This is a genomic window from Shewanella sp. SP1S2-4 (assembly GCF_031932075.1).
Classification (GTDB): Bacteria; Pseudomonadota; Gammaproteobacteria; order Enterobacterales; family Shewanellaceae; genus Shewanella; species Shewanella baltica.
Genome location: NZ_JAUOET010000036.1, coordinates 1 through 25,856 on the forward strand (window position 1 = coordinate 1; position 25,856 = coordinate 25,856).

The 25,856-nt window shown below is 45.8% G+C and carries 20 protein-coding genes; 10 read left to right on the forward strand and 10 right to left on the reverse strand.

The features are described 5' to 3' along the window. Nucleotides 1-260 precede the first annotated feature (260 nt). The 5 genes from Q4Q52_RS20505 (at nt 261) to Q4Q52_RS20525 (ending at nt 8,142) form a co-directional block, all read left to right on the forward strand. Nucleotides 261-1,700: an ATP-binding protein gene (locus Q4Q52_RS20505; RefSeq protein WP_311991521.1), complete on the forward strand. Its 1,440-nt coding sequence runs from the start codon at nt 261-263 to the stop codon at nt 1,698-1,700. After that, nucleotides 1,697-2,320, forward strand: coding sequence for an HNH endonuclease (locus Q4Q52_RS20510; protein ID WP_259541898.1), 624 nt, complete (start codon nt 1,697-1,699; stop codon nt 2,318-2,320). Before Q4Q52_RS20505 ends, Q4Q52_RS20510 begins: the two co-directional genes overlap by 4 nt. Nucleotides 2,321-2,771: 451 nt before the next feature. After that, complete coding sequence (locus Q4Q52_RS20515; RefSeq protein WP_311991522.1) at nt 2,772-4,337, forward strand: cryptochrome/photolyase family protein; 1,566 nt, start codon at nt 2,772-2,774, stop codon at nt 4,335-4,337. Nucleotides 4,338-4,484: 147 nt separating this feature from the next. Continuing rightward, entirely contained in the window at nt 4,485-5,192 is a 708-nt protein-coding gene (locus Q4Q52_RS20520) for an SDR family oxidoreductase (protein ID WP_311991523.1), read from the forward strand. A gap of 613 nt (nt 5,193-5,805) precedes the next feature. Then, nucleotides 5,806-8,142, forward strand: coding sequence for a M4 family metallopeptidase (locus Q4Q52_RS20525; RefSeq protein ID WP_311991524.1), 2,337 nt, complete (start codon nt 5,806-5,808; stop codon nt 8,140-8,142). Between the two features lie 210 nt (nt 8,143-8,352). Here the strand turns inward: Q4Q52_RS20525 and Q4Q52_RS20530 are convergent, their stop codons facing one another. From Q4Q52_RS20530 to Q4Q52_RS20540, 3 genes are read right to left on the reverse strand one after another with little or no spacing between them, the layout of a single operon-like run. Next, on the reverse strand, nt 8,353-8,904 hold the full coding sequence (locus tag Q4Q52_RS20530; protein ID WP_011847973.1) for a response regulator transcription factor: 552 nt from the start codon (nt 8,902-8,904) through the stop codon (nt 8,353-8,355). Further along, nucleotides 8,901-10,211, reverse strand: coding sequence for a sensor histidine kinase KdpD (locus Q4Q52_RS20535; protein ID WP_220777258.1), 1,311 nt, complete (start codon nt 10,209-10,211; stop codon nt 8,901-8,903). Before Q4Q52_RS20535 ends, Q4Q52_RS20530 begins: the two co-directional genes overlap by 4 nt. Before the next feature lie 8 nt (nt 10,212-10,219). Next, on the reverse strand, nt 10,220-11,134 hold the full coding sequence (locus Q4Q52_RS20540; RefSeq protein ID WP_311991525.1) for an SDR family oxidoreductase: 915 nt from the start codon (nt 11,132-11,134) through the stop codon (nt 10,220-10,222). Between the two features lie 178 nt (nt 11,135-11,312). On the opposite strand from Q4Q52_RS20540, the gene Q4Q52_RS20545 reads away from it, so the two are divergent. Next, nucleotides 11,313-13,163, forward strand: a complete 1,851-nt coding sequence (locus Q4Q52_RS20545) for an alkaline phosphatase D family protein (RefSeq protein WP_311991543.1) — start codon at nt 11,313-11,315, stop codon at nt 13,161-13,163. A 4-nt stretch (nt 13,164-13,167) separates the two neighbouring features. Here Q4Q52_RS20545 and Q4Q52_RS20550 read toward each other — a convergent pair whose 3' ends face one another. The 7 genes from Q4Q52_RS20550 to Q4Q52_RS20580 all read right to left on the reverse strand — a co-directional run bounded on the left by Q4Q52_RS20550 (nt 13,168) and on the right by Q4Q52_RS20580 (nt 20,637). Next, entirely contained in the window at nt 13,168-13,557 is a 390-nt protein-coding gene (locus Q4Q52_RS20550; RefSeq protein ID WP_226059465.1) for a hypothetical protein, read from the reverse strand. A gap of 160 nt (nt 13,558-13,717) precedes the next feature. Then, a complete protein-coding gene (locus Q4Q52_RS20555) occupies nt 13,718-14,773 on the reverse strand; it encodes an HlyD family secretion protein (RefSeq protein WP_311991526.1) in 1,056 nt (351 codons plus the stop codon). Continuing rightward, nucleotides 14,773-16,101, reverse strand: coding sequence for a glycosyltransferase (locus Q4Q52_RS20560; RefSeq protein ID WP_311991527.1), 1,329 nt, complete (start codon nt 16,099-16,101; stop codon nt 14,773-14,775). Before Q4Q52_RS20560 ends, Q4Q52_RS20555 begins: the two co-directional genes overlap by 1 nt. Nucleotides 16,102-16,103: 2 nt before the next feature. Next, the gene (locus Q4Q52_RS20565) at nt 16,104-17,492 is read right to left on the reverse strand and encodes a hypothetical protein (RefSeq protein WP_311991528.1); all 1,389 of its coding nucleotides are present in this window, start codon (nt 17,490-17,492) and stop codon (nt 16,104-16,106) included. A gap of 346 nt (nt 17,493-17,838) precedes the next feature. After that, nucleotides 17,839-18,750: a pseudouridine synthase gene (locus tag Q4Q52_RS20570; RefSeq protein ID WP_311991529.1), complete on the reverse strand. Its 912-nt coding sequence runs from the start codon at nt 18,748-18,750 to the stop codon at nt 17,839-17,841. Between the two features lie 54 nt (nt 18,751-18,804). Beyond that, nucleotides 18,805-19,380: an LON peptidase substrate-binding domain-containing protein gene (locus Q4Q52_RS20575; RefSeq protein WP_006083313.1), complete on the reverse strand. Its 576-nt coding sequence runs from the start codon at nt 19,378-19,380 to the stop codon at nt 18,805-18,807. A 201-nt stretch (nt 19,381-19,581) separates the two neighbouring features. Continuing rightward, nucleotides 19,582-20,637, reverse strand: a complete 1,056-nt coding sequence (locus Q4Q52_RS20580; RefSeq protein WP_311991530.1) for an alpha/beta hydrolase — start codon at nt 20,635-20,637, stop codon at nt 19,582-19,584. Nucleotides 20,638-20,954: 317 nt separating this feature from the next. Here Q4Q52_RS20580 and Q4Q52_RS20585 point away from each other — a divergent pair, with 317 nt between their 5' ends. From Q4Q52_RS20585 to Q4Q52_RS20600, 4 genes are all read left to right on the forward strand, one after another. Further along, nucleotides 20,955-23,348, forward strand: a complete 2,394-nt coding sequence (locus Q4Q52_RS20585; protein WP_259483825.1) for a TonB-dependent siderophore receptor — start codon at nt 20,955-20,957, stop codon at nt 23,346-23,348. A 149-nt stretch (nt 23,349-23,497) separates the two neighbouring features. Further along, nucleotides 23,498-23,959, forward strand: a complete 462-nt coding sequence (locus Q4Q52_RS20590; RefSeq protein ID WP_259483826.1) for a YhcH/YjgK/YiaL family protein — start codon at nt 23,498-23,500, stop codon at nt 23,957-23,959. Between the two features lie 143 nt (nt 23,960-24,102). After that, entirely contained in the window at nt 24,103-25,023 is a 921-nt protein-coding gene (locus Q4Q52_RS20595; RefSeq protein ID WP_311991531.1) for a manganese-dependent inorganic pyrophosphatase, read from the forward strand. 209 nt (nt 25,024-25,232) lie between these two features. After that, entirely contained in the window at nt 25,233-25,847 is a 615-nt protein-coding gene (locus Q4Q52_RS20600; RefSeq protein ID WP_311991532.1) for a DedA family protein, read from the forward strand. Nucleotides 25,848-25,856: the final 9 nt, after the last annotated feature.

A 25,856-nucleotide genomic window follows, 5' to 3' on the forward strand; every position in this document is an offset into this window, starting at 1 on the left:
CGCTCACGCAACGACCGCAAATGCCCCGCGGCAACTCCGAGGGGATGTGTATTCTGTGACTTCGACGTTGGCTGTTAATAGCAAGAGCCATCAGCATTGCAAAATTTAACAATGGAAGAAAGCTAGGCGTTGAATACAAGATTGATTGTGACTAGCGATAAACATCTGACCAAACTAATCTTAAAGTGATATCAAATATTGATCAGCAACTATACTTGCCTGATTAGATATGAGAAATTCTATACACATAAAATTGAGTTATGGCAGACTATCATATGGGTTTCAGGGTTAATACAATTTCGAATCATCAACTTTGGAATATGAAATCGACGGATGAAAACGCCTTTTCCGTAATAATAGGAAACAATGGTTGTGGTAAAACACAACTTTTAGTTGATACTTGTGTCTATTATCAAGAAATGTACTCACGTGTACTGGCCAGCGATTCTCCACACATTGCTACTGTGGTTCGTGATGTGAAAGAACAATCTGCCGAGTGGAGTTTATTAGAAGAAAGATTTGGGCATGCTCTACCGAAAAAATTGATTTCAGCTTCAACAAGTCAGTTTGAGAAATTTCCGCTTAGATGGAAAAATAAAAAAGACATTTTGCAAAACGGTTTCTATGCTTATGTTGGTTCTAAACCTTACAATCCGGTTCAATCACCTTCAACTAGAATAGCATCGAAAGCAATCCAACAATTGTTTGGCAATGAAAGGTTTGAAACGAGAAAGATTACAGCTTTAACGAAATTTCTTCAAAAATTTGATTTTGGCAGTATGCTACGGCTGTATTTTAATGTTGCAATTTCCAGCGAAGATTTAATTAATTTGCAAAATGGCGAAGAAGTAAAGCCTGAAACAGCAATTATAATTAGAGATGCACTAGAAGAATATGAGCATAATGAAATATTAGAGCTTATTCAATATTGTGAATTATTAATTAAAGAACCAGAGTTTATTTTTTATCTTGACAATGATAATTTCCAGCTAAAGCATTTAACAAAAAGAAAGCAGATAGGATCTGAGTATAACTTTGATCGTCATATCATATCGACTCTTCTTAGAACTGGCCTTATTCAACTGGAGAACCTTGAGACAATACGCCATAATAATCAACATACTCAATATACAGAAAATCTTGATATCTCAAATTTATCACTGACTGGTTTATCCAAACGTAGCTCTGGTGAACAATGTTTATTTTTACTGTTTCTCGGAATTATTTCATCAATAGAAGATAATTCTCTAATTTGCATTGATGAACCAGAGATAAGCCTTCACCCACAATGGCAAGAAAGATTTGTAGATATACTCCAAGACTCTTTTTCAAGTTATCAAGGTTGCCATTTCATTATTGCGACACATTCTCCATTGATAGTATCAGACATATCTGACTTAAACTGTTGCGTATACGATATGGTCAATAAAAGACTAATTGATGCCCAACTACATAAAGAACGTTCTTCCGACTATCAACTGGCAACGTTGTTCCATAATCCAGGAAATAATAATGAATACTTGATATCTGAAGTAATAGAGGTATTAGACATAATTTGTAAATCCCAAGATATTAAAGACGATACGATTAATAAGGCTTTATGGTTGTTAAGTTTCGAAGATTCGTTGGGCGAAGGGGATAGGGTTAAAGCACTCCTGACAATTTTACGGACAACATTAAAAGCGAGAATTGGAGAATGAATCCATATATTTTGACGTTGGATGAAAAAGAAATTATTTCTGAATTAAAAAACTCTAAATTATCGTCAGAAGAAATGTGGGAACATTCTTCTATTAAAAAGTTAAAGAGCAACATCAAAAAGCACTATCTAAAAGAACAAGGTAACAAGTGTGCCTACTGCCAAGTATGGAATCCATCTACGCATGGTATGGTATGGGATACAGAGCATATAATAGACAAAGACTCATCAATTGAATGGATATTTGAAACCCAGAACCTGTGTGTTTCCTGTAAAGATTGTAACCAAGCTAAAGGTGTAAAGAAGGTAACCAAATCAGACTCATATATATCTTTCCCTAGCAAATCAAATAACTATTCAATAATTCATGCTCATTTCGATCAATATGATAAGCATATACAAGTGTTAGCGCCAGGAGTCACTTACCGCTTTCACGATAAAAAAGGTGAAAAAACGATTGAAGTCTGTGGTTTGCTTAGATATCACCAAGTAGGCGGTAGACAAAATGTGGATCCACAAACACAAGCGATACTGCGCTATGCAGCAGACCTACAAACACCTGAAGCGTTTGCTTTGGCAATTGAACATATAAAATCCAGATCACAAGAGAGAATCAAATAGTACAGGCAAAAAACTTTTTGAGCTTAACAACTAACACTGAAACTTCAGGAGTTCACCTTCCCCTGCGAAGTTGCTGAAGGGCGTTGAAGAAAATAGCGTGACGCAGACAGGACGTCTGCGTAGCTTTCGGGGGGAAGGGACGCCCCATCGGAAGCGTTAGCAATTTTCGAATAAGCACGAAGCCAGTCACTAATGCATGTAACTTCGCTAGGGGCGGCAAGGGAGATCCAAGAGGGAATTGCTGTTGATCCCCTCTTGGTCGGGTGTGGGGTGAAGCCCCACGACTTTGACTTTGCTTTAAAAGCGATAAAACCAAGTTTAGATAAACCTCTTTGTCGAAATCACGACAAATACCCAGCCTTGTGATCCTCACTGCAACCCAATTCGTAATGTCCGGCAATATCCCATCGCGAAATGTTTAACCGCGAAAGTCATTCAACGAGTCCACTTAATGCAATTACAGCAATTCCATACAGTCAGGTTAATTTTAGGCGATCAACTCAATGCCCAGCATTCTTGGTTTAACCGCGTTGATGATCAAGTGCTGTATGTGATTGCTGAATTGCACCAAGAAAACACTTATGTGACGCATCATGTGCAAAAGATATGTGCCTTCTTTGCGGCAATGGCGCAATTTGCTCAAGAGCTTCGCGCGCAAGGGCATCAAGTGCTCTATCTCACCCTTGATGACACCTTCAATAACACTCAGGGCTATAGCGATCTATTGGGGCTCATTCAACATCAGGTAACACAGGTTGGCGCAATCAAGTTTGAATACCAAAGGCCAGATGAATACCGCCTACTTGAGCAATTGAGTCAGCTTAAGCTCAACACCGCCGTGGTGAACTGTGTTGATACTGAGCACTTTATCTTGCCGTTTGACGAAATCGATACGCAGTTCCCCGTCGGCAAACACATTATGATGGAGCACTTTTATCGCCGTATGCGTAAACGCTTCAACATCTTGATGCAAGACGCAAAGCCACTCGGCGGGCAATGGAACTTTGATGCCAGCAACCGCCAGAAGCTTAAAACTCAGGATATAAAAGTCTTGCCTGAGCCATTAATGTTTAGCCTCGATGTGACTGAAATTCTTGCTAGGCTTGAGCGTCACCAAATCCCGACCATGGGTCGCATTGATGCACCATTGCTATGGCCGATAAACCGTGCGCAAAGCCTCGAATTATTAACGTATTTTTGTCAGGTTTGCTTGCCTTCCTTTGGCCGTTTTCAAGATGCCATGACAGCGCAACATCCCGCCAAGTGGAGCTTGTACCATAGTCGGCTATCATTCAGCCTTAACAGCAAATTAATCAGTCCGTTAGAAGTCATCAATGCGGCTATCGACAGTTATCAAACCAATGCTGAAATTGATATCGCCCAAGTCGAAGGATTTGTGCGGCAGATATTAGGTTGGCGAGAATACGTTCGCGGCATTTACTGGGCCAATATGCCGCAGTACGCCAGCACTAACGCGCTCAATGCCCATGGAACGCTGCCCGATTATTTTTGGCATGGCGACACTAAGATGAACTGCATGCGACAAGCGTTATCCCAATCATTAGATTTTGCCTACGCCCATCATATTCAGCGCTTAATGGTGATCGGCAATTTCTGTTTATTAACTGAAATCGAGCCAAATCAAGTCGATGAGTGGTATTTAGGCGTGTATGTTGACGCCATCGAATGGGTTGAAATGCCCAACACTCGCGGCATGGCCTTGTTTGCCGACGGCGGCATTGTCGGTACTAAACCCTACGCAGCCAGCGGTTCCTACATCAATAAAATGAGTGATTACTGCAGCGGCTGTCACTACAAGATAAAAGAGCGCAGCGGCGCACTCGCCTGCCCGTTCAATAGCTTTTATTGGCGCTTTATGGACAAACACCGCGCGCGATTGTCGCAGAACCCAAGGATCGGCATGTTGTACCAGACTTGGGACAAGATGGACGAGTCCGTAAGGCACGCCATATTAGCCACGGCCGAACACAATCTTGTTCATCTAAACCGTTTATAGCTGAACCATTAGCACTGAGTGTTAGTGCTTAGCATTTGTACTGATTGTTAGTACTTAGCATTAGTACTGGGCCTAAGCGTGACTCTTGGATATAGAGAGTTTGATATGGAAAGTTTGATATAGAGATTTGGATAGGGAGAGTTTGCTATGAAAGTACTTATCGTCGGTGGAAGTGGGGGTATTGGCCAAGCTATGGTTAAACAAGTCCAAGAGACATATCCCGACGCAACCGTGCACGCCACCTACAGGCATCATCTTCCACAAGACAGGCAGAATAATATCCAATGGCATCAGTTAGATGTGACCAATGAGGCCGAGATTAAACTGCTGAGTGAACAACTCACTGAATTAGATTGGCTGATTAACTGTGTCGGGATTTTACACACCCAAGATAAAGGGCCAGAGAAAAGCCTACAGTCACTAGATATCGCCTTTTTCCAGCACAATTTAACGCTCAATACCCTACCCAGCGTCATGCTGGCTAAGCACTTCTGCCATGCCTTAAAACAAAGTGACTCGGTAAGATTTGCCGTGATATCGGCAAAAGTCGGCAGCATTACCGATAACAGAGTAGGTGGCTGGTACAGCTATCGCGCCTCAAAGGCTGCGCTGAATATGTTTCTCAAAACACTGTCGATTGAGTGGCAGCGGAACATGAAACACTGCGTGGTGTTATCCCTGCATCCGGGCACCACAGATACGCCATTGTCTCAACCCTTTCAACAGAGTGTGCCTCAAGGCAAACTGTTTACACCTGAGTATGTCGCCAACTGCTTGCTGCCCATCATTGCCAATGCCACTCCGGCACAAACAGGGTGCTTTTTCGCCTACGATGGCAATGAGTTACCTTGGTGAAATGAGTTAAACAGTGAGTCAAGCCATAGCGACGCGGGCGGGCTCTTGCAACATGCATATTTCAAAGGCCATCTTTCAAATGGCCCTTGCAAAGTGCATTTTTCAAAATGAATCCGGCAAAGCTATGGATCTTTCCCCTTAAAAAAGGGTTATGCCCAGAAGCCCCGCTAATCCTTAAATCTATCCACTTAAAAAATCACTCGCCTAAAAACACCCGCTTAACCTCGCCACCAGCTCCAACCTAAACCAATGAAAATCAATCAATAAAGCACTTTTTACGACTCACAAAGCCCGCTATTTGAATAGGCTAAATCGCTATTACCCAAAAGTCCTAATTCAGATTTAAAAGCGTCTAAATGAACGCTGAAGATAGTTCCTTTGTACGATTGTTAACACTTTTACATTTAAATAACATCTAAGGTCATGCGGTCATTCACGCTTTACACAGAATAAAAATCTGAGAATCTCCGCCTGAGCAACAGCTCATTCTATTCGGCCATGGCAGAGGGATGCCGACGACCCTGTAGAAATTACAATAAAAAAACGATCGCCCGAGCCAGTTAAGCAGTATGGCATTCCAACGTTAATGACAAACGGAAAAAGGATTTTAAGCATGATGCTAAATAAAAAACTGTCGCTACTCTTCATTGCTGTGTCGGCCACGTTAGGCACATCAGCATTTGCTGCTGATGTTGTCGATGTCGGTACACTCAGAAGTGCGTCTTCAAGCAATAACTTAGTGTCTCAGTTCAACTTAGACGCAGGTAGCCAACTCAAAGTCGAGAAAAAACTCGATCTAGGTCAAGGCAAGCAGAAACAACGTTTACAACAATATTTCCATGACGTGCCTGTTTATGGTTTCTCTGTTGCAACGTCACAATCGAGCATGGGCTTCTACAGCGACATGTCTGGCCGCGTATTAAAAAATATTGAAAAGTCGGCTGATTTTGTCAAACCCACTTTAACGGCTAACAAAGCGTTAGATATTGCCATTCGTGGCAAGTCTGAGAAAGCGGTTGCCGGCCTAAAAGCTGAAAACAAACAAGCTAAATTATGGCTTTACCTTGATGATGCGGCTAAAACTCGCCTCGTTTATGTGACGTCTTTTGTGGTATATGGCGATGAGCCAAGCCGTCCATTCACTATGATTGACGCGCACTCAGGTGAAGTACTCAAGCGTTGGGAAGGGATTAACCACGCTGCGAGCGGTACAGGTCCTGGCGGCAACATCAAGACTGGTCAATACGAATACGGTACAGATTTCTCTTACTTAGACGTTGAAGTGAGCGGTGACACCTGCACCATGAACTCACCTAACGTGAAAACCGTTAACTTAAACGGTGCCACATCAGGCGCAACAGCCTTCTCTTATACTTGCCCACGCAATACAGTTAAAGAGATCAACGGTGCTTACTCGCCATTAAACGATGCGCACTATTTCGGTAACGTGATCTACAACATGTATAGCGAGTGGTACAACACTGCGCCGTTAACTTTCCAGTTAACCATGCGGGTTCACTACAGCAGCAACTATGAAAATGCCTTCTGGGACGGTAGTGCTATGACCTTCGGTGATGGCGCAACGACCTTCTACCCATTAGTGAGCTTAGATGTCTCGGCACACGAAGTGAGCCATGGTTTCACTGAGCAAAACTCAGGCCTGATTTACGATGCCCAATCTGGTGGCATGAACGAAGCCTTCTCAGATATGGCGGGTGAAGCCGCTGAATTTTACATGCACGGCACGAACGACTGGTTAGTCGGTGCAGATATCTTTAAAGGCAATGGCGCACTGCGTTATATGGCAGATCCAACCTTAGACGGTATCTCAATCGGCCATATTGACGATTACTATGATGGCATCGACGTACACCACAGTTCAGGTGTCTTCAATAAAGCCTTCTACACACTCGCAAACTTACCGGGCTGGGATACACGCAAAGCATTCCAAACATTTGTGGTTGCTAACCAATTATATTGGACGGCTGACAGCTTGTTCTGGCAAGGCGCATGTGGCGTTAAATCTGCGGCGACTGACTTAGGCTTAAGTACTGACGATGTGGTTACTGCGTTTGCAGCAGTAGGTATCACACCTTGTGAAACGCCACCACCACCGCCACCACCAGAAGCCACTGAACTCGCGAACGGTGTCGCTGTGACAGGTTTAGCGGGTGCGTCAGGTAGCAAACAGTACTACAAACTCGACGTAGCAAGCGGTGCAACCAACCTGAGCTTTAATATGTCAGGCGGCACGGGTGATGCGGACATGTATGTTAAATTCGGCCAAGCTCCTACCTCTAGTAGCTATGATTGCCGTCCATACAAAGCCGGTAATGCCGAAAGCTGCCCTATCGATCCAGCCCAAACGGGGACTTATTGGGTCATGGTCAGTGGCTATAGCAGCTACACAGGTGTGAGCCTAGTGGGTGCTTATGACGGTGGCGATGAGATACCAAACCAAGATCCAACAGCGGGCTTTACTGCAAGCTTTGCCAACGGTAACGGTAGCTTCACTAGCACCAGTACTGACAGCGACGGTGATGTCGTTGCATGGAGCTGGAGCTTCGGTGATGGCACAACTGCTTCAGGCGCAAGTGTAAATCATCAGTATGCTCAGTCAGGCAACTACACAGTGACATTGACAGTGACTGACAACGATGGCGCAACGGCAAGCACTTCTGCAGAATTTGCGGTTGAAGTACCAGAAGTGGCGTTAGAAATGACAGTGAAAAACGCTAACAAATCTCGTCGCGGTAGCATTCGTGTTGCACTCGCATGGGAAGGCCATAACGCTGATGAGTACACTATCTTCCGTAACGGCGTTGCGGTAGGTACTTCAAGCAATTCATCGTTTATTGACCGTTTCACCGACCTAGCTGGCACTAGCTTCAGCTATAAAGTGTGTGAAACTAACGGCCCTTGCTCAAACGAAGAAACCGTTAACTTTTAATCGCATAAGATAATCGTATCGTGGCGCTAGCGTAAAATCCTAGTGCCAATTTATCGATAAACTTCTCGTTTCTTGTTAATGCCACTCAGCCTTTTTTGAGTGGCATTTTTTATGCGCAAATTCGGTGCACTAAGCCAGCCTCAATCCCGTCAGCATCCTTATGTCATGTGCTTGAGTCAGCTTCACTAGCCAGCATGCGAGAATAAAGCGTTACTTCAAATGGCCACTTTCACCCACAGGTTTTTTGAGTAACTTACGTTGTAAGGTACGACGATGCATCCCGAGTTGTCGGGCGGTGGCGGACACATTGCCTTGGTTAGCATTAAGTACTTGCTGAATATGTTCCCACTCCAAACGCTTAGGATTAAGGGGCGAGTCATCGACTTCATCTTCTTGAAGTGTATGGGAATGCCCTTCCATTTCCAACGCGGCGAGCAAGGTTTGAGTATCGACAGGTTTAGCTAAATAATTATCGGCGCCGAGGCGAATCGCTTCCACCGCAGTGGCAATACTGGCGTAGCCGGTGAGTAACACCATGGTCACCTTAGGCAGTAGATTACGTAGCGGCACAATTAACCCTAAGCCATTAGCTTCGGCAAGCTTCATGTCCAACAAAATGTGGCTAGGGCGAAACTCCCGCGCCACCAGCAGAGCATCGCTGGCATCATGGGTTAAGCGGCACTCAAAGCCGTGGCGCGTAAGCCGTCGGCCTAAAATACTCGCCAGAGAAAGATCATCCTCAACAATCAATAAACGTTTCATGATCTGACTCCATCAGCAGCCTGAGTCTTGGGCGATAACGATGCCGTTTTGTCCTTGAGAATCGTAAAGCAAATTTGTGCCACAGTACCGCCTTGGGGATGATTGGCCAGAATCAATTCTGCGCCCAAACGCTCTAGGCTGGCGTGACTGAGTAGCAGCGCAACCCCTAAGCCCTTGGGGCTCTCAATTAATAAGGTGCCCAATTGCGGTAATAAAGAAGGCGCAATGCCGGCGCCATAATCACGGATCTGCAAATAGATTTGAGCTTCACTTGGCGCGATATCTAAGCTGATATCCACCTGCGGCGCACCTAGGGTTTCGACACTGGCGCGGGCGGCATTCTCAATCAAAGCCATGATGGCAGGCGTTAGACTCATATCGGTCAGAATGCTTTGCTCTGCCAGTTGCTCAGGCGCACAGGTAAACAGCCAGTTCAGTTCGGTCTGCGGCATAAGCAGTAAGGTTTTTTGCTTTAAACCGTCCACCAGCTCAGCGATCTTTTGTGGCCGCTGGCGGCGATCGCGGATCGACTCCGTCGCTAATCGCAGCTCGGCGAGCGTATGTTCACAGCGGCCTAACGCAGTCTCCATCTCGACAACCGTTATCGAAGTGCCGCTCATATCTTCTTTTACTTCATCGAGTAACAACCTCAGGCTTGAGAGCGGTGTGGCCAATTGATGCGCCATCTGCGCCGATGCAGTGCCTAGTGCCAAGAGTTGTTCCTGACGTAATTGCCCCTCGCGCATATAGGCTAGCTGCGCGTCTTGGCGGCGCATACGTTTAGTAATCAGCGCCACGCTGGTTGTCATCACCAAAGCTGAAATCACAAAGTTAAACCACATGCCTAAATAGTGGGAGCTCATGTCCATGCCGTGGTGCTGCATGGGGGATTCGGGCACAGTAAAAATCATCAAACTGTAGGCTAAGGTTGAAATAGCCGTCAGCGCCCAAGGCGCCCAGATTGGCAAAGTCACAGCCGCAAGTGCAATCGGCAACAATAATAACGAGATAAACGCATTGGTCGCGCCGCCGGAAAAGTGCAGCCAAGAGATCCAAAACAGCGTGTCTAAACTGAGCGCAATAAAGAGGCCACGCTCCTTAGCAAACAAAGGTTTACGTAGCGCCAATGTGAGCGAAAGGTATAACACCTCCAGCACTAACACATGCACTAACGGCTCCATTTGCAGGCTAAGACCAAAAGTATCAGCAGCAAACGTGGTTAAGCCTATTTGCAGCAGCAAACCTAAGGTTCGCAGTAATGCGACTTGGTCGGCAGCCTGTAGACTGGTCCCTAAGATCTTAGCCATGGCGATTCCTATAGAGTGAGTCCGAGTGCGGCCAATGCACCACTCGATTGCGTTAATGCTTGGCGCACGCCAGTGGCGAAATTGATTTCAGAACAAATTCCGAGCGCAGCTAAACGCGTACAGCTTAAGGTGCAGTCCCTTGGCCGTTTGGCGTTATCTGTCGGTGTCGACTCAGGCGTTAAGTGCGCCGTGCTGAGTTGGAGAATCTCCCCAAGGGTCAGCAGCATCTGATACTTAGTCATGGTCTCTATGGCGCTAAAGTGATAAATCCCCTGCACTATTGGCGCTGCAATATGCTGTGCAATCATCTTATCTATGGCTTGAGCAATATCGGCGGTCGAAGTTGGACTGCGGACAGCCCAATGATCGACACCCTGAGCGCGACTTTCAATCAGTTGGTTAACCAGCACTAACACAGCAGATTCACTCAGCTTCTCGACTTGGCCGTAAAGGATTGGCAAGCGCAGCACAGCAAAATCAGCACGAGTGTTGAGCACGATTTCTTCGCCCTTTAGCTTAGATTCACCATAAAAATTAACCGGATGAGTGGCGGCATCTTCGGCGTATTTAGGCTGAGTGCCATCGAACACATAGTCGGTGGAGATATAGATAAGCCAAGCGTTATTGGCCTTAGCTGCCATAGCGAGGGCTTGGCTAGCAGTTAAGTTAAGTGCCAATGCAGCCTGCGGATTTTGCTCCGACACATCGGGGCGACGCTCGGCGGCGCAGTGCACTATGACTTGCGGTTGTTCGCGGGCGATAAATGCCTCGACAGCCAAAGGGGCAGTCAGATCGAGTTTATGCACTCGTGCACTTGCGCGGCTAAAACCTGTGGCCACAACCTCATGTCCCGTTAATTCAAGCTGTTTTACAACAGCTCGGCCGAGTAGCCCAGTCGCGCCTGTTACCATGATCTTAGCCATATTGCCCCGTTCAGTTTCAACTCATGTGTATGGCTGACAATTCTAAAAGCTTTTCATATTCAACGCACTTGTTTACTCTTTTAAACCAAACTTACTTAGGGTTAACTCACTTGAGATTAACCTGAGCACCAATAGGCTGAATTTGAGTCCGACACTTCCTCTGATATTGGCAGGCCCTATGCTGCGCCACTGCGATGCCACACACTTTACTCTGTGGTTTGTGAGTCGTGAGCCATTAACTGAGCTTACGTTGCGTCTAGGGGAACATGAGTTTCCGTTGCAGGATGCCGATGTGCACTATGTGCCACTCGGGCAGCACGCCCATCAATATCTGATTATGCTGTCGCGACCAGAGTTACTCACACCTAATCGAGTCATGAGCTACCAAGTGTCCGCCGCCCAACATGGGGATATTTTTGCCGCTATCCATCAGTTGAACTATGGCGATGCATCAACACCAAGTGTGCGTTTTACCCCAGAATTAACCCAAGTATTTCATGGTTCTTGCCGCAATCCGCATCACCACAGTGACGATGCGCTCGTCGCCGCCGATACCCATTTAGCCCAAATAATCGACACGGGTGTAGCGGACGATCGCCCCGCACTTATCGTGATGAGTGGCGATCAAGTGTATATCGATGATGTGGCAGGCCCTATGTTAAACGCCATAGGACAAGTCATCGACTTGCTTGGCCTTCAGCATGAACAATTTGAAGGGGCGAACATAGCCAGTAGTGAAGCGCTGCATTATCAGCCCGCCGATTTGTATCAGCGCCATAAAAACCTGCTGCCGCACACTCAATATCCAGCTAAAACCGCGCTATGGCGTTGGTATCGCAATCACCCGATTTTCACTTCCTCCATCGCTGAGAATCATCTTGTCAGCCTGAATGAAATCATCGCCTTGTATTTACTTACTTGGTCGCCAGAACTGTGGGAATTAGTCAATATCCCCAAAGATGTCGATGGCTTAACGCCCGCAAATAACGCCCGCTGGCAGAATGAATGGCAACATTTGCTCGGCTTTAAAGCTGGGCTGACGCAGGTGAGGCGCTTTATGGCGCACATTCCCGTTTACATGATGTTTGACGACCACGACGTCACCGACGACTGGAACCTCACCGCCAAATGGGAACTCGCTGCCTACGAGCATGCATTTTCGAAACGCATTATAGGTAATGCCCTTATTGGCTATACCTTATTCCAAGGGCTTGGCAATGCGCCCGATAAATTTGCTGATGAAATCCGCCCGCTGCTCGATGCTTTTTTTGCACAGCCACAGAGTGAAAGTCAGGATCTGCTCATCGACGAATTACTTAAATTTGAGCAATGGCATTACACCTTAGCGACCTCGCCCAAACTTGTGGTGCTCGATACCCGCACCCGCCGCTGGCGCAGTGAATCCAATCTCGCAAAACCTTCCGGCTTAATGGATTGGGAGGCGTTAATGGATTTGCAGCAAGAATTGCTCGGCCAGTCGAAGGTCATTATCGTCTCGCCTGCCCCTATGTTTGGGGTCAAACTGATTGAGGCTGTGCAGCGTACAGCCACGCTGATGGGCGCTTCTTTGTTGGTGGACGCCGAAAACTGGATGGCCCACCCCGGTGCCGCCAACGCGCTACTGAGTATTTTTATGCACCGTAAAACCCCTGAGGAATTTGTGATCCTCTCCGGCGATGTGCATTACTCCTTTAGTTACGACATTAGTATTCGCTTTAGGCGCAGCAGTCCTAACATCTACCAAATCACCTGCAGCGGCATTAAAAATCACTTCCCCGAGAAGTTGTTACCGATTTTCGATAAACTCAATGGCTGGTTTTACGGCCACTTTTCGCCACTGAATTTACTGACAAAACGAAAACGCATGTCGCTGCGCGGCAGAAGACCGAATGGTGCACCGAGCAAACGTTTAGTGAATAAAAGCGGTATTGGGATTTTGGAACTTGCGGATGATGGTGCGCCGACAAAAATTGCGGTTTTACATGGTGATATGAGCGAAACCTTGTTCGAACCACCCAAACAGGAATAACGAATTAGACAGGTTTATGATGTTTAACCGTTTCAGGTTGAGTGGCACCAGAACCCGAATCCAGCGGCGGAAGATTTTTAGATAAAGCCTCATCGGTTTCGACATTCTTCGGCTGGGCTTGATTGAAAATCAACGCCTCTGGCTGCGGCTTATTCGCCGGCTTTTCATGCACCATTTGATCCCAAATCACCTTAGAGTGCTGATTTGCATCATCAGCCTCAATGGCCGATGCCGCAGACGAACTCGGTTTCTTCGGTTCGATCACCGCAGTCCCCTTGCGGATCTCTGCGGCAATATCTTTTAAATAAGGTTGTTTCGTCCAGTCGCCAAAAAACATGGCCGCCACCAATACCGCAGCGCAAAGTAAGATAGAGATCATCGCAGATTTGGTCATTTTACAATCCTAACGGGCTGATAAAACGCAGTCTTGATAATTTAGATTGCACTTATCATAACCACACAAAAACCAATTAGACCAGCGGTGAGCTTTATACCCTATTAGCAATGAGTATCAAAACCTGTACACAGCAGGCATTTGGCGCATTAAGCTAACACTACCAACCATAATCGAAACTGACTTCAACAGGTACTCCTTCAATAGAAACAGGTAAAGCCATTTCAGGTTTTAAAGTAATCTGCAGCACAGGCTTTTCTCCATCAAATGGTCCAGAAAGCTGTTTAGGTAAACGCCCAACTAACTCAGTTGGTTCGGAAATGCTCGCTCTAAAACGGTCACCATTTGCTAAAGTAATTGTCGCTTGCTGGCCAATTGTTGTGTAATTCAAATATTTAGGCTCGAGAAATGCTAAAACGACTGGATTATCTCGTCCTGCAAGCAAAGCTAATGGACGATCTTCAACAATATGCTCTCCAGATTGCACCAGAATATCCACGACCCGAGTTGCCGTTAGTGCCTTAATTTGTAATTGTGATTGCTGCGCCTTAAGCCGAGCTAGTTGTAACTCAATATTGCGACGGGACTGGGTGACCACACCAGCACTCAACTCCACGAGCTGCTTTTGCTTGGCCTGCATTAAATCAACCTTAGCTTGCTCCAATGCCATTTTGGAGGCGGTATGAGCTTGTAGTACTGTCGCCATATCAGAGGTTGGTACAACTCCCTTTTTCTGAAAATTCTCATAACTTTTCAACAAAATGTCCTGCCGAGTAACGCCCTCGCTGGCGACGTCAATACGAATTTGTAATTGCGCCAAAATCACTGAATTTAAGCTTAGGTCCTCAATATTAAGTTGGGCTAACTGCCTTTCTAACTCACCTATTTGGGCATTCAGTTGCGGATCTGTGATTGAGAGGATTGGCGTTCCGACATTCAGCGTATCACCAGGCTTTACCTCAATAGCACTGACATCGCCAGTACTCGGAGCTCGCACTTCTAATGGCTCAGTCGTTACTATGCCACTCGCCAACACAAATAAATGTGGTCGCAACAAAATCCAACCGACAATGGCAACTGGCGCAATAACTAACAATAACAATAAATACCAACGCCCTTTGAATCCACTACGCTTAGCGGCAGCATAGCGCACTCCAATACCCTTATCTTCAGTCGGATTTTGCGCCTTGTCACTGGCTTGATAACTCACTTTCATTAAAACTTTCTCCCGCGTTTTAACACCCACCAAGGCGCCATTGAACTTTCTTCATGTGAACGTCGCACCATTTCGTTTAACAAGGCAAACAGACACACCATTCGCATAAACAATGCATAAAAAGGATATAGCGGTAGCCAAACAGCTAAGCGTAAATCTTGAGGAATTCGCTCAGATATCGCCAGTAGAACCATTGAATAAAAGAAAGCTAAAATGACCAAATAGAAGCCATAAATCGTTAATGCAATAGACAAAATAAACTGCCATGGGAAACTAACAACAATACCAATCCCATAGAAAACGATCACAAAGGGCATTAATACGTTCTGTAAAAAACCGTAGAGCAAGGTAAATACAAAAGTACCGCTACCCAATAGCTTGGGTGTAAATGCTGGCCAGTGTTTACGAAAATATAAAAACAATAAATCGCCATCCCAGCGTAGCCTTTGCCAGACTAAGGTTTTTAGATCCGCAGGTGCATCCGTATGGCCAATAGCCAGTGTCGCAAAAGGGATCCGCCAATCAGGATGTCGTTTAAAGTACTGTTTTATTCTTATGGTTAAATCAAGATCTTCTGCAGTGTGAGTGTCCCAGCCACCAATTTGGATTAAAAAGGTTCGTCTGAAAGCGCCAAAAGCACCAGAAATATTGTTCAGCAAATTCCACTGCCCTAACCCTGTTTTACCACCTTGCATTGAGATCAAGTATTCAATAGCTTGCATCCGAGTAAATATGGATTCACTCACATTCCTCACTCGCAATGCTCCACCCACAGCGGGCACATTCGGGTCTTCAAAATGTGGCACTATCTGCGACACCATATCGTTATCAAAGGAAGTATCAGCATCGGCATTGATCACTATCTCACCCGTCGCCGTCGCCAATCCCGCATTTAATGTGGAGACTCGTCCACCCCGCTGCCATTTAGGCAACACAATCACAGTTCGATTATGAGCTTGGCACGCCTTAGCCGCGGCCATAGCAACACGGTAAGTCAATCCATTTTGAACAGCCCCATCAACCACAGCAATGATCTCTATCTCACCGTCATAAACTTGCTCGATAAAAGAATCAATCGTTGACTTCACAGCCTCACCTTCGGCATAGCAGGTAATCACACAGGACACTTTAGGTCTAAACAGCGACTGCTTAGGCACTCGCATAAAGCTGGTATAAAAGAAACGTAAAATGCCTGTCACTACGAGTAGCATTAAGGGGACTTCATACAATAATATCAACGGCACCAACCACACAAAGAACGTCAAGTGCTGTGCAAGTTGATGCCAGATATCCAGCAACATATAAGTGATGGTATTGAATTCACTCATCATCACATTGGCTTAGCTTGTAGGAGTTGATCTGTAAGCCACTCACCGACATTTTCACCAATATTGGCTGGTAGGCTAATGGCCTTAACGCTTAACTCGATTTTCGAGGATGATTGCAGCTCTTTCAAATCAAAAAGCTTGTTATAAATACTCTTTAACTGCTTGATTTCTGTCATAGGCAACAGCATTAACAGCCCATCTTGAGTGTAATTACTGCAAGCATCAGTCACCCGGATCACACTGCGTAAACGCTCTTGCAATGCGTCCAGTTGAGCAAAACCTTTAGCCTCACCCTCTGCACTTAAAAACTCAGCCACATTAAGCATTTGCACCGACAAAATGGAATGTGTCTGATGATGACGTTTTGCCAGTTTGTTCTGCCAATCAAGTAACCAATAGAACTGCTCACTGACCATCTGTTCACCCGGCGCTAAACTGAAAAGCGATTGCGATCTTCCTTGGCGAACCAAACTACGTCCATGCGCCGTCAATTGAAAACTATACACATTACGTACATGTAAAGAATCGAGCTTACTACTTACCTTACAATGCAAACACTCGGCCTCAACCACAGCATCGACAAATAAAGTGTGACATGAATTACAGTGATGATTTTCTATTGGTCTATCGTAATCAACACCTATGTGTCGTAGGTTCTGCAAACAATTCGGGCAACTCAAGATATTGAGTTTTCGGAACAATGCTTGATCACCTACATGTCCGCAATTAAAACAATGCAAGCAACTTTGCTGCTCAGTATCAATACTGTGGCATTGCGGACAAACATCAATGTAATTTAAATGCCCCGAATGGCAACTCGGGCAAAATCGTAAACGATTTGATAGTGTAGATTTCTCAATCCAATTATTTTTTTGTAAATCACTCAACCAAGCGAAACTCTCCTCAGGACTCACACCCCAAGCGTTTAATAAAGGATAATCATATAAATAGCGTCGTGCTGGCACAGAATGAGGTTCAAGAATCGCGTCATGATGACACCACAAATAACATAATAATTTATGTACAATATCATCTTGAAAATTGAGTTTTATTTGCTGTTTTTTTAGCTTATACGACTGATATTGCTCTTTATAATCTTCTCGCCACATTCCATTTCCGAGAAAAGATGACAATGGACTTTCGCGGGAGACCAATATTAAGCTCAATGCAGTAAGTTCATGTTGCCTCAGCATCATAAGCCACTTGTCTTGCTCCTCTGCTTGTACTGATAAGACAATTATCTCTGGGATTCGCCCATTACCAATCAAAGCTTCTACTGAGTTAAATTGCTCAAACCAAGGGTGCCAATCAGCATTTTGATAGCGACCAATCCAGACAAAATAATCATGGGGTAAATCGACACTCAAATTACTAAGAATGACTTCTTTCATATCAATATCCTACATAGATTGCGATCTTGTCTCAGAGAGTTAAAAGACAGTTCTAGAACAACATCCATGTAATAAACTAATACTCTAGACTAAAAATTATAAATAACAGCTAATTTAGGGCTAAATTAATAATCAGTTAAGTATTATAAACAGAAGTTAAATCTTATTGTGGTTAAATCTAATACATTATAAGTGATAATTTATAAACCAATATTTTACAGATAGTTAGTTATCAACGACGGGTTTAACATATTTACACACTTGTTAGTTATACATTTATCATTCGCAATTTTGTTAATAAAAAGATAAATATAAACATCAAAAAAGAAATGATATTGAGCTTTAATTAAAAACCCTCACATTGCACGTCGTGATGGATCCCACTCACAGGGTCAATGAAACGTAAACGCTGTGCCATCAACTTAAGAGGCGTCGCAAACTTATCCGGCCCTTTGGATAATAAGCTTGGATAAAATCTGTCGTTTAACAATGGCATACCTAAGCTTTGCATATGCACCCGCAACTGGTGGGTTTTGCCGGTAATCGGGCTCAGGTGGAACAAACCAAGATCGCCTTTTATCGCCACCAGACTGATTTCGGAATGGGTATTCGCCTCGCCTTCAACGATTTTCATGGTAAAACTCGGGTCGCTCGGCTGCATGCGATTTCTCACCGTCCAATGCAGGGGTAACGTTAAGCTTCCCTGTTGATATTGTTCAATAATCTCAGGTGTCAGCTTGGCAATGGCTTGATAGTCTTTACGAATAGCATCGTCGATAAATAATTGATGATAAAGGGCGCGGGTTTCGGGCGCGACTGTCATCAAGATCACCCCTGCGGTTTCACGGTCAAGCCTATGAGCAGGCGCGATAGTGTCTATGCCGGTGCGTAATCTCAGTCTATGTACCAGACATTCGTTCACATAATTGCCGCTTGGGGTCACAGGTAAAAAGTGTGGTTTATAGGCCAAAATAACGTTGTCATCTTGGAATAGGATCTGTTCTTCGAAGGGAATTTTCGCTTCGACTGGCACTTCACGGTAGTAATACACCCGCGCAGCTGGACGATACTCGGTGTCCAAGGCGATCAAACTGCCGTCGCGCCAATGCACTTTTCCGTCAAGGATCCGCTGACGCCACACATCTTCACCTATGCGGGCAAAATGCTGCGCGAGAAAGGCAAACACTGTGGGTTTATCTGTGACATTCACAGGAAGCACTATGTAAGAAGGTTGGGCGGCGCGGGCAGATGCAGTCATATCACAAAAAAAAGCGGCTATAGAAAGCCGCTATTCTAGCCTTTTTGTGGTTTTTCAGTCCACATGGGACTTGATAAGTTGCAGCACGAAGTCCAAGGTTTTGTGGCAATCGGGCTGATTCACTAACACTAATTTGTCTTTATTATACATGGGTAAAACCTCGAGCCAGCGCTGGCTTACCCATGCAGCATCTTCTAAATGCACTTGAGAATAGAGCTCAAACAGATCGGGATTCACCTCATAAAATTGCTCTAATGCAGCGCTTATCAGCTCAAATTCACCTTTAATCGGCTCTTCTTGCCAGTTACGGCAGGGTAAAGTGCGCGCCATCCACAGCTTATCTTTGGCCTGCGCCGCCGAGAGGATGCTGACGCGCTGGCGCCCTTCGAGCACTATGCTGAGTGAATCGTCTTCTAGCTGATTAAAATCGATAATGTCGCACTGGGTAGCGGTGGGATAACAGGGCGGACTACCGCGGGGTCGAATGGTGGCAAAAGCGAGCGCATATTTTCCCTTGAAAACATCGGCCACCATGCGCAGATGACCGGGGTCGACCACACGAACCTCTACCCGTCCCTGTGGCAGCAACAAGGCATCGCGCATGAGTAACGCCATTTCTCGTGTTTGCATAGCAACCTCCTGCCCCTCAAATAGAAGGAAACGAACATCAATGTATTCGTATTCCCTATTACCTTAGAGTGTAGCAGGTGGAATTATTTCCTTCCTGAAGCCGTTGAGTGCAAAAAATAAATTGGCGACCCAACTAGGTTAAATCAGGGCATTTCAAACCAGCCATTTTAAAGCCCGTTTTCTGGACCACCGCACTTAAAACTAAAAGCGCTCTAGTCGCTCCAGCACATTTCCCTTAGCAACAACCTCGGCAAACTCCTCGGCCAGACGTTCACTCAAGGCCACAGCTGTTCGCCAATATTGCATCCGCTGCGCCGTATCCAGTTGTTTAAAATCTTCGCGGTCGGGGATTTTGCCAAAGGGTAATGAAGCCACAAATTCGGCCGTTGGCGCCAACACGAGTGCATTGTGATAATTGGCTCGACCTTGACGCCACTTCAAGGATTTATCGAACCATCCTGGGCTGATCGTCGGATAGAAATGCGGATACAGCGTCAAGCCGGTTGCGTGGGATAAAGGCAAGTCGAAGTGATAGTCGGTAATGCCTCCATCGTAATATTGTCCATCGGCAACGCCCTCAATTTGCGGCACTGGGGCTAGCAACAAAGGAATCGACCCAGTTGCTAACATCACGGCATCGACATTGGCCTCGGTTAATTCGGCCTGCTGACTGGGTAAATCATTGAGCTGCAAAAAGGGGGATGCTACAGCTTGTTGACTAAAGACCACACGTTCAAAATGCCAGCCTAAACTTCGGCGGCTCAATAAGTTGGTCGCCGCCGTCATCGCCAGTCCGGCAGCGAGTGGCAGCTTTGCCGTTAAACGATTTAAATGTTTGCCGCGGCACACTACTAAATGACTGTGGATATGAGTGTTGTTGACGAGCTCACTACCACCACTGGCGCCTAAAATCCCTTGCACTACGCCTTTAACTTGTACACTGACTTCCTGCGGGGTTGGCATGCTGTCGTAACGCTGACCAATATAAAAATCCTCTAAACGACCATAGGCTGCGAAGGGATCTTGCTGCGCCAAACACGCTAAACGCCACGCCCCTGAAGACGCGCCGAGTGTATAAAGCGGTGTTTGTCTATTTTTGAAAAACTCAGAAAACAGATATTTATCTAACCCAGCGATACCAAGCCATTTGGGTCCACCAGAGGCGGCAAGTAGCTGGGTAAAATGTTCAGATTTAAGACCTTGTTCTGCCAAGGTATTAAATGCCGTTGCTCCCGCGAGAAATCGTAACGCTGACAAATCTGTGTTCCTTCAAACCAATGCCATCAAAGCGAAATAACGCATTAAACCACGATGGCGCACGTCAATAAACAATTCATATCATCGACTTAACTCGCCAACACACCCAAAGCACATCTGCCGATAACAAGGTTTAATCCATATATTCAACTGCATTTTAAACATTAACTAGAACACTCGGCTCTGAGTTAGCACATTTATGTCTAGATGTAACAATTGTTACAGTGATAACCTTCTCTACATTGAATTGTTACGTTATCTTTAATCTGCACTCCTAAGTTCGAGTATCGGGTTACAAACATCATTGAGAGGTTTTTATGCGCCTAGGGATTATCGCATTGGCAGTGTCATCTATACTCGCCATTCCAGCTGTTCAAGCCGAAGAGCAACAGCCTGGCTTCGAGAAAATCGAAATCATAGGTTCACGCATAGCACTGCGCACGGCAACTGACAGTGTTGCCCCTGTAGACATTATCACCGCCGAGCAGCTCGAATCGACCGGCATGACTGAAACCGCTAAAGCACTGCAATTTGCCGCGCCAAGCTACAGCTTCCCATTTTCCTCAGTGACTGACGGTTCAGATGCGGTGCGCCCCGCGAGTTTGCGCGGCCTGTCACCCGACCACACCTTAGTACTCGTTAACGGCAAACGTCGTCACGGCTCAGCGCTAGTGCATTTAAGTGGCACTGTGGGTAAAGGCTCATCTAACGTCGACTTAAACGCTATCCCTATGACGGCGATTAAACGCATCGAAATTCTGCGTGATGGTGCCTCGGCACAATACGGATCGGATGCAATTGCCGGCGTCATCAACGTGGTGCTAAAGGACAGCGATCAAGGCGGTAGCCTCTCGGCTCAAGCAGGACAAACCTACATAGGTGATGGCGAGCAATGGCGTGTGGGTGTAAACCACGGCATCAGTTTAAGTAACGATGGCTTTGTGAATGTATCCCTAGAAGCCCACCATAAAGACAGCACTAACCGCGCTGGATTGGACCCTCGTCAACAGTATGAAAAATTACCCGATGGCTCAGCCGATCCCCGCGAAGCCACATTCAACCGTAAGAGTCACCAGGTCGGCGATGCCGAATATGACAATTTAGGTCTATTCATCAACGCTGCCCAGCCCATCACAAAAGATGGCAAACTCTATGCGTTTGGTGGCATCAGCCAACGTGAGACTAAGTCAGGCGCCTTTTACCGCCGCGCACTCGACGCCCGTAACTTAACTGAAATCTATCCAGATGGTTTCTTGCCGCAAATCAATCCTAAAATTATCGATGCGTCCTTAGTGCTGGGGTATGAATTCAGCCTAGGCGAGTGGAATATTGATACTTCGGCAGGCCATGGTGAAAACTCATTTAACTACAATATTGTTAATACCTTAAACGCCTCTTTAGGCCCAGATAGCCCAACCGAGTTTGATGCAGGTACACTCACGACCCGTGAAACCAATCTTAATCTCGATGCCTCGCGCTACTTTGCCTTTGCTAATGATTCTGAAATCCTGTTTGCGACGGGTGTGTCATGGCGCCAAAACGGCTATCAAATTGAAGCCGGCGAAACGGGTTCATACATCAATGGTGGTTACGACAACCGCGCTGCGGGTAGCCAAGGTTTCACCGGTTTTACCCCTGAGTCGCAAGTGGATGAAACCCGTGATAACACCGGCGTTTATATGGAACTCGAAAACCAGTTAACCAATGAGTTTTATTGGGCGGCGGCGCTGCGTTACGAAAACTATTCTGACTTTGGTGGCAACACCAGTTGGAAATTAGCGGGCCGTTACGACTTTACCGATAACTTGGCCCTGCGCGGTACCATCAACACTGGCTTTAGAGCGCCGAGCGTACAACAACTGTACTTCAGCAATATCTCGACGCTGTTTAATCCCGATCCTGTGACTGGTCAGCTGGTGCCTATTGAGTCAGGCACTTTTAACACCCTATCGCCAGTGACCAAAGCACTGGGTATTAATGAGTTAGATCCCGAACTATCCCAGTCATTCAGTTTAGGCTTGGTGTACACCAATGACACAGGCTTAGCACTGACATTAGATGCCTATCAAATCTCCATCGATGATCGCATTATTCTGTCGAGCTCAGTGACGCCTAATGATTCGCCCGCCGTAGCGGCCGCGTTAGCGGGCACCAATGCAGAATCGGCGCGCTTCTTTATCAACGCCGTCGATACCCGCACCCGTGGCGTAGACCTTGTAGTGAGCCAAGATTTTGATATCGGCGCATGGGGTGATTTACGGGCGAACTTAGCCTATGCCTACAATAAGACTGAAATCCAAGATATTCATTTCCCACAAATTTTAGATGGGTTAGGCAAAAAGCTATTCGATAGCATTGAACAAACTCGCATGACCTCGGCGACACCGCATAACACAGGTAACTTGGGCTTGACCCATGAGCTAGGCGACTTTAAGACCAATATTCGCCTCAGCTACTTTGGTGATTACACTGTTGGCTATGCCACGGGTGATGTGAATTACAGCGATCAATGGGTGATGGATCTGTCGGTGAGATACGCAGCAACCGATGCGCTAAGTTTCACCGCTGGAGTACAAAACCTGTTTGATGTGTATCCCGAAAAAACACCCGCGATTAACAGCAACAACGGCATTTTCGTCTACCCATTAACCAACACCCCGTTTGGTTTTAATGGTGGCTATTACTTCTTAGAAGCTAAATACACTTACTAAGCGAGTCTTAGCGAACAAAGTGACACTTGATATAGAAACAGGCCATGCTACGGCCTGTTTTTTTATGTCTAAAGCTTATGTCCTAACGGCGACTATCTGATTATAATCTTTACAATTCACTCATTCACATCCGCCATGTCGAGTAACCGATGATCGTCGATACCTTAGCAAACCGCCATATTTATCAATCCCTAAGCCCTCGGCTTGCCACAGCATTAGCACATCTTGCCACCACAGACTTTAGTCAGCTGCCCGTGGGCAATTATCCCCTCGATGGCGACAATATTTTTGTGATAGTCAACGACTACCACACTAAGCATAGATCGACTGAACCCTTTGAAGTGCATCAAAAATATATTGATGTGCAATATGTGTTTAGTGGTGAAGAAGAGTTTGGTTACTTACCACTAGCGGGCCAAACACCCTCAAAGCCCTATTTTGACAAACACGATTACGCCGAGTTTGATTACGAGGTAAACAAAGCCAATGCCTCTTTTGTGCAACTCAAAGCGGGTATGTTTGCGCTATTTTTCCCCGGTGACATGCATATGCCTGGCACGGGCGATATCGCCACAGCAGTGCGTAAAGTCGTGATAAAAGTAAAGATCTAACCCTTAAGCCATCTTTGCCGAACCTCAGCTCGGGATTTTTAGCGTTATAGCGTCTTAAGGGCGCAGTGATATGCGCTTTGGCTATTTCCGATCCGAGCCAAATATTGCTAAAATTGTCACAAATTTAAAGGAGAGTCCCTGAAATGCCTATTTACGTTGTCGGTCACAAGATCCCCGATTCTGATTCAATCTGCGGTGCTATCGCGTTAGCCTATTTAAAAAACCAAATCGGTGAAGAAGCCATTGCCGCACGTTTAGGTGAATTGTCACCCGAAACCGCTTTTATTCTGGAACGTTTCGGCTTCGAAGCACCGGAATACAAAACCAGCTACGCTGGCGAGCAAGTGTATATCGTTGACCATTCAGAACTGACTCAAGCACCGGATGATATCGCTCAAGCGACCATAGTCGGGATTGTCGATCACCACAAACTTGGCGATCTGACCACAGATACCCCGTTAGAATGCTGGATCCGCCCAGTAGGTTGCAGCAACACAGTGATCAAGATGATGTTCGACTTTTACCAAGTCGCTATCCCTAAAAATATCGCTGGCATCATGATGTGCGCCATTCTGAGCGATACCGTGATTTTCAAATCACCGACTTGTACCACTGCAGACATTCGTTGCGTTGAAGTCTTAGCTGAAATCGCCGGCGTTGAAGATTTCAAAGAACTGGGCATGGAAATGTTCAAAGTGAAATCAGCTGTACAAGGCACGCCAGCACGCGACCTCGTTATGCGTGACTTTAAAGACTTCAACATGAACGGTAACTTAGTCGGTATCGGCCAGTTAGAAGTCATCGACCTGTCAGTATTTGACGATATCAAGGCCGAGTTAGAAGCCGATATCAAAGCACTGAAAGTGGAAGGCAATCGCCACAGCGTATTGTTACTGCTGACTGATATCATGAAAGAAGGCTCAGAGCTGTTAATCGTGTCTGATGATAGCGACCTGACCCAACGCGCCTACGGTAAAGATACCGTCGATGGCAAAGTCTGGTTAGACGGCGTATTAAGCCGTAAGAAACAAGTTGTTCCACAGTTACAAGCGGCATTCGCATAGTCGTTTTATCGTCGCGACAGTACTGACATTAAGGCCGAACTGAGTTCGGCCTTTTTTATATTTCAGGTAAAAGCTAATAACCCCTGCGTTACACTTATTCACCGCCGCTAACTAAAACTGGCATGAAACTTTGCTCATAAATCTATCCAGCCAGAGAAGTTGGCTAGTATGATGGGCTAATTGTCCCACTGATTCGATCACTTTCATCCATGCCAGAAGCGCTACAACATATCATCACCGAACTCACCCCTTGGCTGCAGCAATACGGCTATGTGCTGCTATTTATCGCGATTGCTGTCGAGGGTTTTGGCATTCCAGCGCCGGGGCAATCCTTATTGATTGTTGCAAGTTTATTAGCTGCTGCAGGGCAAATGTCACTGCCATTGGTGTTGATCGTCGCAGCTTGCGCTGCACTCTGCGGTAACAGCTTGGGATATTTTATCGGTTGGCGCTTTGGTGATGTGTTGCTTAAGAAGGGCTGGATAAAACCGCAATTGGAAGACAAAATCCATGGCGTTATTGGCCAATATGGCATTGCCGCTTTAGTGCTGAGTCGTTTTGTTGAGGGATTAAAACAATTTATGTTTATCGGCTGTGGCTTAGCTAAAATGCCGCTAAAGCAATTTGTAATAGGTAATGCCCTAGCCACCAGCATTTGGGTGGCACTTTTTGGGTTAGGCACAGTGTTAATCCGCGATGAAATTGCTCCTATGCTGGCATTTTACCACCAGCACAAATACCCCACATGGGCCATTGTCAGCCTAATACTCGCCGCGCTAATCACTTTTACTTGGCGCAAGTGGCAAACCAAAAATCCGCAGTAAGCGATTTAA

Excerpts from the sequence above, each read along its gene's own strand:
- Q4Q52_RS20545 (WP_311991543.1), top strand. The coding sequence starts at position 11,313 with ATGCTGCGCCACTGCGATGCCACACACTTTACTCTGTGGTTTGTGAGT.
- Q4Q52_RS20560 (WP_311991527.1), bottom strand. The coding sequence starts at position 16,101 with ATGAGTGAATTCAATACCATCACTTATATGTTGCTGGATATCTGGCAT.
- Q4Q52_RS20530 (WP_011847973.1), bottom strand. The coding sequence starts at position 8,904 with ATGAAACGTTTATTGATTGTTGAGGATGATCTTTCTCTGGCGAGTATT.
- Q4Q52_RS20520 (WP_311991523.1), top strand. The coding sequence starts at position 4,485 with ATGAAAGTACTTATCGTCGGTGGAAGTGGGGGTATTGGCCAAGCTATG.
- Q4Q52_RS20565 (WP_311991528.1), bottom strand. The coding sequence starts at position 17,492 with ATGAAAGAAGTCATTCTTAGTAATTTGAGTGTCGATTTACCCCATGAT.
- Q4Q52_RS20575 (WP_006083313.1), bottom strand. The coding sequence starts at position 19,380 with ATGCAAACACGAGAAATGGCGTTACTCATGCGCGATGCCTTGTTGCTG.
- Q4Q52_RS20585 (WP_259483825.1), top strand. The coding sequence starts at position 20,955 with ATGCGCCTAGGGATTATCGCATTGGCAGTGTCATCTATACTCGCCATT.
- Q4Q52_RS20525 (WP_311991524.1), top strand. The coding sequence starts at position 5,806 with ATGATGCTAAATAAAAAACTGTCGCTACTCTTCATTGCTGTGTCGGCC.
- Q4Q52_RS20535 (WP_220777258.1), bottom strand. The coding sequence starts at position 10,211 with ATGGCTAAGATCTTAGGGACCAGTCTACAGGCTGCCGACCAAGTCGCA.
- Q4Q52_RS20550 (WP_226059465.1), bottom strand. The coding sequence starts at position 13,557 with ATGACCAAATCTGCGATGATCTCTATCTTACTTTGCGCTGCGGTATTG.
- Q4Q52_RS20590 (WP_259483826.1), top strand. The coding sequence starts at position 23,498 with ATGATCGTCGATACCTTAGCAAACCGCCATATTTATCAATCCCTAAGC.
- Q4Q52_RS20595 (WP_311991531.1), top strand. The coding sequence starts at position 24,103 with ATGCCTATTTACGTTGTCGGTCACAAGATCCCCGATTCTGATTCAATC.
- Q4Q52_RS20600 (WP_311991532.1), top strand. The coding sequence starts at position 25,233 with ATGCCAGAAGCGCTACAACATATCATCACCGAACTCACCCCTTGGCTG.
- Q4Q52_RS20505 (WP_311991521.1), top strand. The coding sequence starts at position 261 with ATGGCAGACTATCATATGGGTTTCAGGGTTAATACAATTTCGAATCAT.
- Q4Q52_RS20540 (WP_311991525.1), bottom strand. The coding sequence starts at position 11,134 with ATGGCTAAGATCATGGTAACAGGCGCGACTGGGCTACTCGGCCGAGCT.
- Q4Q52_RS20510 (WP_259541898.1), top strand. The coding sequence starts at position 1,697 with ATGAATCCATATATTTTGACGTTGGATGAAAAAGAAATTATTTCTGAA.
- Q4Q52_RS20515 (WP_311991522.1), top strand. The coding sequence starts at position 2,772 with ATGCAATTACAGCAATTCCATACAGTCAGGTTAATTTTAGGCGATCAA.
- Q4Q52_RS20555 (WP_311991526.1), bottom strand. The coding sequence starts at position 14,773 with ATGAAAGTGAGTTATCAAGCCAGTGACAAGGCGCAAAATCCGACTGAA.
- Q4Q52_RS20570 (WP_311991529.1), bottom strand. The coding sequence starts at position 18,750 with ATGACTGCATCTGCCCGCGCCGCCCAACCTTCTTACATAGTGCTTCCT.